We start from the raw sequence: 1,261 nt of genomic DNA, 5'->3' as shown, positions 1-1,261 counted from the left end.
CCACGGCCCGCCAGGAACGCCGCCGCTCGCCCCGGGGCGCGCGGCGGCGTTCCTGGCGGGCCGTGGGACGCGGTTGCGCCGACAACGGGCCCGGTCGGCTGCTCGGAAGGCCCTGAGAGCGGGCCCCTGTGCGCGCGGGAGAAGGGCCGGCCACGCATTCCCCACGAGATCTCCGCGAGAGGTGTGCGGAAGCCGCGCGGTCGGCGGGTGCCGGGGTTCCGTACGGCCGCTACGCCCGTGTGACACGCCAAAGCTATGGCGTGAACTGTGTGTTGAATATGCGTCGGCGCGGCGGGTTCGCGCGGTGGGACATGGTCGAGGCGGGTCCTCGACCCTGTCCCACCGCGCGGGCGACGCCTCGGCGCGGCCGGGGTTCGACGGGGATGCGCCGGGGCGCGGTGCGGCACCCGCCACGTGGCGGGGATCGACCGCCGTACGACGGCCTCCGCAAGGCTTGCGGGCTCGCTCATCATCGCGGTACGAACCACTGGCACGGCACCGCAGAGGAGAAGCCATGAGCACCATGGTCCCGCCCCCGTTCGACCCGGAACTCGCGGCAGTACTCGAAGTCATCAAGGACGTCCTGCCCCGCGAGTTCACGATGGACGACATACCGGCCCTGCGTCAGGGGCCGGGCATCGAACTGCTGGCCCAGCTGGACCTGACGATGGACGGGGCCTTCGAGGTCGAGGACCGGCTGGTGCCGGGGCCGGAGGGCGCCCCCGAGATCTCCTTGCTGATCTGCCGCCCCGAGGAGCCGGTGCGGCCGGGCCCGCTGCCGGTGCTCTACCACGTGCACGGCGGCGGCATGGTCGTCGGCAACAACCGGGTCGGGGTGGACGCGCCGCTCGCCTGGGCGCGGGAGCTGGGCGCGGTCGTGGTGTCCGTGGAGTACCGACTGGCCCCGGAGCATCCGCACCCGGCACCCGTCGACGACGTCTGGGCGGGGTTGCTGTGGACGGCCGAGAACGCGAAGGAGATCGGCGGGGACCCCGACCGGATCGTCCTCACCGGCGCCAGCGCGGGCGGGGGCCTGGCCGCAGCGCTGGCGCTGCTCGCGCGGGATCGCGGCGGGCCGCGGCCGATCGGGCAGATGCTGCTGTGCCCGATGCTCGACGACCGGAACGACACGCCGTCGGCCCATCAGATGGCGGGGCTCGGGGTGTGGGACCGCACCGCCAACGAGACCGGCTGGACGGCGTTGCTGGGCGAGCGGCGGGGTGGGGCGGACGTGTCACCGTACGCGGCGCCCGCGCGGGCG

The 1,261-nt window shown here is 74.4% G+C and carries 1 protein-coding gene; it reads left to right on the top strand.

All coding sequences use genetic code 11. The features are described from left to right. Positions 1–514 precede the first annotated feature (514 nt). The coding region (locus AOK15_RS40675; RefSeq protein ID WP_055524229.1) for an alpha/beta hydrolase at positions 515–1,261 on the top strand (747 nt) is incomplete at its 3' end.

Origin of the sequence: Streptomyces ossamyceticus (genome assembly GCF_001418475.1) — a bacterium.
In the GTDB taxonomy this organism is placed as follows: domain Bacteria; phylum Actinomycetota; class Actinomycetes; order Streptomycetales; family Streptomycetaceae; genus Streptomyces; species Streptomyces ossamyceticus.
This window is presented reverse-complemented; position numbering and strand designations above follow the sequence as displayed.